The sequence below is a fragment of the Limimaricola litoreus genome, assembly GCF_024159025.1.
Lineage (GTDB): Bacteria > Pseudomonadota > Alphaproteobacteria > Rhodobacterales > Rhodobacteraceae > Limimaricola > Limimaricola litoreus.
Genome location: NZ_JAMYXC010000212.1, coordinates 1 through 6591, shown reverse-complemented (window position 1 = coordinate 6591; position 6591 = coordinate 1). Strand labels below are relative to the sequence as shown.

Sequence of the window (6591 nt, the reverse complement as noted above, 5' to 3'; positions counted from 1 at the left end):
AGATCCGACAGCACCTGCGCCTCCTCGTTGCCCGTCGCGGGCGTCGTCGCGGCGCGGCTCTCGGCGCGGAAGATGCCGATGCTGGTGAGCAGCTGGCGCTCGATGCAGGCGGTGTCGCCGCCGCAGGCCTGGCGCCGTTCGAGCTGGATGTCGGCAATGCGCCGCGCCTCGCTTTCGCCGACCCGTGCGGCGAGCTCCTCGTAAACGCCGACCATGCGCAGTTCGAGATCGGCGAGACCGGGGTCGGCACAGATCGCCCGCTCGGTCGCGGTGCGCGCCTCGCCGCAGTCGAAGGAGGGCTGCGCCTGCGCGAGGCTCGACGACAGCACCATGGCCGGGGCCAGCGCCGCGAGAAACAGGGGAAGCCGGTGGGCTGTGGTCATGGTCGTGCTCCTTGCTGCATCCTTGCTGCCTCAAGCCCCGTTGCCCATCCGCTGTTCCCGCCGGCCCCGATTGCTGCGCAGCAGCGCGGGTGGCATAGTCCTGCCAGCCGCATGACGAACAGGACGACAATGCCCCCCAAATTCGGGACAAGCGGTCTGCGCGGTCTGGTGACCGAGCTGACCGACACGCTGGTCCATGCCCATATCCGGGCCTTTCTCGCCGCCTGTCCGCATGGCGGCACTGTGCATGTCGGGCGCGACCTGCGCGACAGCTCGCCGCGGATCGCCGCCACCGTGATCGACGCCATCCGCGGCGCCGGGCTCGGCGCGGTCGATTGCGGCGCGGTGCCGACCCCGGCGCTGGCGCTGTCGGCCATGGCGCGCGGCCATGCGGCGGTGATGGTCACCGGAAGCCACATCCCCGCCGACCGCAACGGGCTCAAGTTCTACCTGCCCGGCGGCGAGATCGCCAAGAGCGACGAGAGGGCGATCCTCGATGCGCTCCGCACGGGCGGCGCGCCCGACGCGGCCCAAGGTCCGCTCGAACAGGACCCGGATTGCGCCGCGCGCTACGTCGCGCGCTACGTCGAAGGCTTCGGCGCAACGGCGCTCTCGGGGCTCAGGATCGGCGTCTACGAGCACAGCAGCGTCGCGCGCGACACGCTGGGCGAGATCGTCGAGGGGCTGGGGGCCACGGCCGTGCGCATCGCGCGCTCCGACAGCTTCATCCCCGTCGACACCGAGGCCGTCGACCCCGCGACCCGCGCGGCGCTGGCGGGCTGGGCCGATGAGCACGCGCTCGATGCGATCATCTCGACCGATGGCGATGCCGACCGACCCATGGTGGCCGATGCGCGGGGCGCGATGATTCCCGGCGACGTGCTCGGACCGCTGACCGCGCGGCTTTTGGGCGCGCGGATCGTGGTGACGCCGGTCTCCTCCAACACGCTGATCGACCGGCTGGAGGGGGTCGAGGTCCGGCGCACCAAGATCGGCTCGCCCTTCGTCATCGCGGGAATGGAGGCCGCCTTGGCCAAAGACCCTTCGGCGGCCGTGGTCGGCTACGAGGCCAATGGCGGCTTCCTGCTGGGCTTTGCGGCGCGGGGCCCCGAGGGCGAGATTGCCCCCCTGATGACCCGCGACGCGTTGCTGCCCATCGTGGCGCCGCTGGCGGCGGCGCGGGCCGAAGGCCGTGGGCTGGCGCGGATGGCTGCCAGTCTTCCGCCACGCTTCACCGCCGCCGACCGTCTGCAGGAGGTCCCCTCCGAGCGCTCCATGGCGTTGATCGAGATGCTGCGCCGGAACCCGGACGCCCGCGCCGATTTCTTCGATACCGGCAGCAATGAGGCCGCGATCGACGAGACCGACGGGCTGCGCGTGACCTTTGCCAATGGCGAGATCGTGCACCTGCGTCCCTCGGGCAACGCGCCCGAATGCAGGCTCTATGCGGAGGCCGACAGCCCCGCGCGGGCGCAGGCGCTGCTCTCGGGTCATATCGACCGGCTGGCCGCGCGGCTGCGCGAGGCGGGCTGAGATCATAGGCGGGGCCTTGCCGGGCCCCGCCTCCCCCGGCATTAGGCGGATCGCCCCCCTGCCCCCACATGCGGGGCACGACAGCAGGAGATCCCCATGACCGAGAAATCCATCTACGACGGCCTGACCATGCTCGGCGGCAATACCGTGCAGCCGCAATCGCCCGAGGAGGCGGTGCTCGAGCGCGTGCCCAACCCGCAGGCGGACGTCGACTACGCGGTGCGCTTCACCGCGCCCGAGTTCACCTCGCTCTGCCCACTGACCGGCCAGCCCGATTTTGCGCATCTCGTGCTCGATTACGTCCCCGGCGACTGGTTGGTGGAGAGCAAGTCCCTCAAGTTGTTCTTGACATCCTTTCGTAACCATGGCGCGTTTCATGAGGATTGCACCGTATCGATCGCGCGGCGGCTGGTCGACACGCTTTCGCCCCGCTGGCTGCGCCTCGGCGGCTATTGGTATCCGCGCGGCGGCATCCCGATCGACGTGTTCTACCAGACCGGCGAGCCGCCCAAGGGCGTCTGGATCCCGGATGCGGGCGTGGCGGGCTACCGCGGACGCGGTTGACAGCGACGCGTACGCTTGCGCACAGTGCTGACCCAGCGTAAGGCACGCTCTGGAATTCTTCGTGCGCTCGCGCAACGCTCGTTTTGCGGCTGCGGCATGACCGAACCGAGGAACGGCAGCGCGACGCACGATATTTGAACGGCTGGCACCCCCGCCCGGGACCGGCCGAGCGGCTCTGTGAAAGGGAGTACGACATGGCAGACGATCGCGAAGAGCGGATCCGCAAGCGCGCCTACGAATTGTGGGAGCGCGACGGATCGCCCGAAGGCCAGAACGACGCGCATTGGCACGAGGCCGCGCGCGAGATCGACGCGCAGATGCAGGACGAGAGCCGGACCGCCGGCGACACGGGCCCCGAGCCCGAGGTCCACAAAAGCGACGAGGACAGCTCCGGCCCCGGCACCCCGAAGCCCCCGAGCCGCGCCAAAACGACGCGAAAGAAGGCAGCGAGCGGCACGGACGAGAAGGCAGAGGGCGAGGCCAAGCCGGCCCGCAAGACGGCGACGAAGGCGGCCGCAAAGTCGACCAAGGCCCCGGCCCGCGCCACCAAGCCACGCAAGCCCCGCGCCAAGAAGGGCGACGCGCCCGACGGCGCCAGCTGACCGGCACGGCTTGACCGGTCGGACATCAGGGCCGGTTCCCCGCGGGGAACCGGCCCTTATTCATTCGCCGTCGAGCGCCTCGAAAAAGGCCTCGAAGGCGCGTTGCAGCCGCGCCCGGTCCAGCGCGGAGAAATCCCGCGCCAGCCGCAGCTCGACCCGCCCGTCGGAGGCGGCGATGCGCGCCTCGCCCTCGGGCTGAGGCAGCCGCAGCATCGTCTTGGAGACCGATTTCGGACGCGGCTTCACGATCTTGGGCGCGCGATGCACGAAGTCCTTGAGCACCGCGATCTCGGCCTCGGCATCGCGCTCGGGGGCGCGGTCGAGCATGGCGATCAGGTCATCGCCGAGGATCGGATCGGCGTCGATGATCTTGAACAGCTCGAGCCCCAGCGCCCGCGGCATCGCTTCCGGGTAGCGGATTCTGCCCTTGGCGCGCTCCAGCACGCGGGTGAAGCTGCGGATGTAGCTGCGCTTTTGCTTGAGCGCCGAGGCATAGAGCTCCGAGACGGCGTCATGCGGCTTGATCCCGGTCTCCTTGGCGTAGCTCAGCGCCAGCTGCGCCATCTCGCCGAAGGAGATGTCTTTCCGCACGAGGTTCTCGTCGACCATCTTGCGATAGAGCTCGCGCACCGGTTCCCCGCGGGGAACCATCGCGGCGGGGATGCGGGCATAGCGCGGATCGCCGGTCTGCTCGTGCAGCTCGCGAAAGGCCGACAGGCGGCGAAAGCCCTGGATCAGCTCATAGCCGCCCTGCCCGTCCTGCTCGACCCGGATCGGGTTCGACAGGCCAATCTCCTGGATCGAGATCTTCAGCTCCTCGAGCTCGGGATCGCGGGCCTTGGACCGATCGCGCACCAGCTTGGAGCAGCGCACCGCATCGGTGGCAACGAGGTCGGTGATCAGGCCGAGCTTCTTGAGCCGCACATGCTCATGCGCAAGTGCGTCGTTCTCAGCCCGGATCGCCGCCTCGGCCTCGGCCCGGCCGCGCGCGGCATCCGCCGTCTCGGTGATCGCCGAGGCCATGGGGCCGCGCCGGGTCGGCTGTTGAGAAGGCGGTTGCGGCGCCGGATCGGGCGCGGGGTTCCCCGCGGGGAACCGCTCGGACGCTTCGGGCTCGGGTTGGTCAGGGGTGAAGTCTATGTCGAAGACGCTGCGCTTCTTGGCCATCTCAGTCCTCCAGCTGATCCCACGCCGCCACGAGGGTGGCGCGGAATTCGTCATAGGCGCGGTCAAAGGAGGCGCGGGCGCGCCGCCAAGTCTCGCGGGTCATGTTGCGGTAATCGATCTCGTAAACCGAGCTCAGAAACCGGCCCGACTGCTCGACCGCGCGGGTCATCTCGATCGGGTGCTCCGCCACTTGTGGACCGAAGACCTTGTGAAACGCCTGCTGCATCGCGCGGTGCAGATCGTTGTTCGGCTCGAACCGAGTGAGCAGGAAGCGGATGTCGGCAAAGTGCTTTTCGGGCTCGGTGCCCGGCGGCACCGCGCCGCGAAACCGGCCCAGATCCTCCAGCGCCTCGGCCAGCTGGCCGATGAAGGAGGTGGTGCTGTCGTATTCCCAATAGCCGGGGCCGGAGGGGATATAGAGCACGTCGGCGGCGAAGACCGCGTTCATCGACTGGTAGCCGATCGCGGGCGGGCAGTCGAAGATCACGATGTCATAGGTGTCCTCGGGCAGGTGATCGAGGTAGCGATCGACTGCGGCGAAGAAGGACCATTCGGGGTTGAGATGCCGGTACTGGGCGGAGGCGAACTCCACGAAGGCGGCGTTGGCGCAAGAGGGGACGAGGTCGATCGTCGGCCATGAGGTCGGCTTGATGAAATCGGTGACGCGCAGATCGTCGAGCCCCATGCCGGTGACCGAGGGCGGCAGCTTGCGCTCGGGCAGGGCAGTGCCGCTCTCGGCGCCGCGTCCGGCGGCGTTCATCCGCTCAGTCTCGCGGATGAGGTCGCGCGCCATGATGCCCCAGACGGTGTATTCCTCGGCCACGTCCGACAGCCCCATCGAATGCGACAGCGTCGCCTGCGGATCGAAATCGACGCAGAGCACGCGGTAGCCGTCGAGCGCCGCGGCATGGGCGAAGTGCAGCGCCACGGTCGACTTGCCCGCGCCGCCCTTGAAGTTGGCGACGGCGGCGCGGATCGCGCGCTTGCCCGCGGGGCGGGGCGGCAGCATCGACTTGTTCTTGTGCCGCAGCCTGCGGCGCAGCTCGTTGATCTCCTCGAGGCTGTACCAGCGCTGACGGCCATCCTCCTCGACCAGCCCCTGCGGCAGCGAGGGATCGGCGGCGAGCCGGCCGCGGAAGGTCGAGGGGTTCAGCCCGAGGATCAGCTCGGCCACCTCCCAGCTCGAGAAGCGGCGCAGCTTCTTCTCGTTCTCCGGCGAGAAGGTCTGCTGCCGGATGAAGCCCTGCATCTTGAGCGACTGCGCCTGCAGCCGGGCCAGGTCGGTGTGTGTGAACATGCGGTCTCTGCCCTCCGGTTCCCCGCGGGGAACCGCCATGGCCCGCCCGCAGGAACGCTAATTCTTGTGATGGTGTGATTTACGACGGTTTTGCAGATAAGCGAAAGTCATTTATCGTCGAACCGGGGTTTTTCGAAAAACGGCTGCAACGCCAGCGCCACAAGGGCCCCGGCGATTCGCGGCTGGCCCGCCACGAGCGGCTTCGCCCCGCACCGCCGGCTCCCCCCGGCACCCCGAATGGGGGGACAAGATTTCTCCCACCGGCGCGGAATGGGGGACAAAACTGGCGCAATAGGGGACATCCTATGTGTCCCCCAATACCAATACATACCGATTTCCAGATGGAAATGAGGCAGGGGAAGACCCTCCCGGCCGGACTCGGCTTGACAGAACCGTGCTTCAGGACGCAAATCGGGGTCAGTCGAGGAAAGGCGTTGGAATCATGCCGCCCCTCGTCAGGCTGCCGGGGTAGATGAGGCCCCGTGCCGCGCAGGGATGCCCCGAGGGCGCCAGGACGGGACGAGATGCTGAACACCAGACCCCTGGGCCGGGGTGCCGCCGCCCGCAAGTACGACCTGCTCACCGCCCTTGGTGCCCATGCGTTGGGGCAGGGGCGCAGCGAGCAGGTGTTGGTGTTGCGGCTCATCACGCTGGTGACGGCGCGCTACAATTGGGCCCGCGACACGCTCTGCGTCGGCCAGCGCGAGATCGCGCGGCTTTGGTCGGTCGACGAGCGCACGGTCAAGCGCGAGATGGCCAAGCTGCGGGGCAGGGGATGGCTGGAGCTGTCGCGCGCAGGCGCGCGGGGGCGGGTGGCCGAGTACCGGCTTGGGATCGAGCGCATCCTCGAGGACACCCGGCCCGGCTGGTCACGGGTGGGTCCGGATTTCGAACATCGGCTGTCGGACACGCGCGACGACGGCAAGGTGGTTCCCCTGCCGCTGCCCGAGGCGCAGGTGCCGCCGCCCGATCTCACGAGCGGTAGCGAATGGGCGCTGGCGCAGGCGATCCTGCACGCCGAGGCGCCCGGCCCCTATGCCTCCTG

At 69.0% G+C, this 6591-nt stretch carries 7 protein-coding genes; 4 read left to right on the top strand and 3 right to left on the bottom strand.

The features are described 5' to 3' along the window. Positions 1-383: lysozyme inhibitor LprI family protein (locus NHG85_RS13890; RefSeq protein WP_370363029.1), on the bottom strand; the 383-nt coding region annotated here is incomplete at its 3' end. Positions 384-512: 129 nt separating this feature from the next. Between NHG85_RS13890 and NHG85_RS13885 the strand changes: the two genes are divergently transcribed. The 3 genes from NHG85_RS13885 to NHG85_RS13875 all read left to right on the top strand — a co-directional run bounded on the left by NHG85_RS13885 (position 513) and on the right by NHG85_RS13875 (position 3082). Then, a complete protein-coding gene (locus NHG85_RS13885) occupies positions 513-1916 on the top strand; it encodes a phosphomannomutase (RefSeq protein WP_253333363.1) in 1404 nt (467 codons plus the stop codon). A 96-nt stretch (positions 1917-2012) separates the two neighbouring features. Beyond that, positions 2013-2480 carry a preQ(1) synthase gene (queF, locus tag NHG85_RS13880; protein ID WP_253333361.1) on the top strand — a complete coding sequence of 156 codons (468 nt, stop codon included), beginning with the start codon at positions 2013-2015 and terminating at the stop codon, positions 2478-2480. 194 nt (positions 2481-2674) lie between these two features. Continuing rightward, positions 2675-3082 (top strand): DUF2934 domain-containing protein, encoded by a 408-nt coding sequence (locus tag NHG85_RS13875; protein WP_253333359.1) that lies wholly within the window; start codon positions 2675-2677, stop codon positions 3080-3082. A gap of 60 nt (positions 3083-3142) precedes the next feature. Here the strand turns inward: NHG85_RS13875 and NHG85_RS13870 are convergent, their stop codons facing one another. Together NHG85_RS13870 and NHG85_RS13865 are read right to left on the bottom strand one after the other, a co-directional pair. After that, the gene (locus tag NHG85_RS13870; protein ID WP_253333357.1) at positions 3143-4249 is read right to left on the bottom strand and encodes a ParB/RepB/Spo0J family partition protein; all 1107 of its coding nucleotides are present in this window, start codon (positions 4247-4249) and stop codon (positions 3143-3145) included. 1 nt (position 4250) lies between these two features. Next, the gene (locus tag NHG85_RS13865) at positions 4251-5546 is read right to left on the bottom strand and encodes an AAA family ATPase (RefSeq protein WP_253333355.1); all 1296 of its coding nucleotides are present in this window, start codon (positions 5544-5546) and stop codon (positions 4251-4253) included. 524 nt (positions 5547-6070) lie between these two features. Here NHG85_RS13865 and NHG85_RS13860 point away from each other — a divergent pair. Next, on the top strand, positions 6071-6591 hold a 521-nt coding region (locus tag NHG85_RS13860), incomplete at its 3' end, for a hypothetical protein (RefSeq protein WP_253333353.1).

Bases quoted from the DNA above. Each gene is read 5' to 3' on its own strand.
- NHG85_RS13885 (WP_253333363.1), top strand. From the start codon at position 513: ATGCCCCCCAAATTCGGGACAAGCGGTCTGCGCGGTCTGGTGACCGAG.
- queF (WP_253333361.1), top strand. From the start codon at position 2,013: ATGACCGAGAAATCCATCTACGACGGCCTGACCATGCTCGGCGGCAAT.
- NHG85_RS13875 (WP_253333359.1), top strand. From the start codon at position 2,675: ATGGCAGACGATCGCGAAGAGCGGATCCGCAAGCGCGCCTACGAATTG.
- NHG85_RS13870 (WP_253333357.1), bottom strand. From the start codon at position 4,249: ATGGCCAAGAAGCGCAGCGTCTTCGACATAGACTTCACCCCTGACCAA.
- NHG85_RS13865 (WP_253333355.1), bottom strand. From the start codon at position 5,546: ATGTTCACACACACCGACCTGGCCCGGCTGCAGGCGCAGTCGCTCAAG.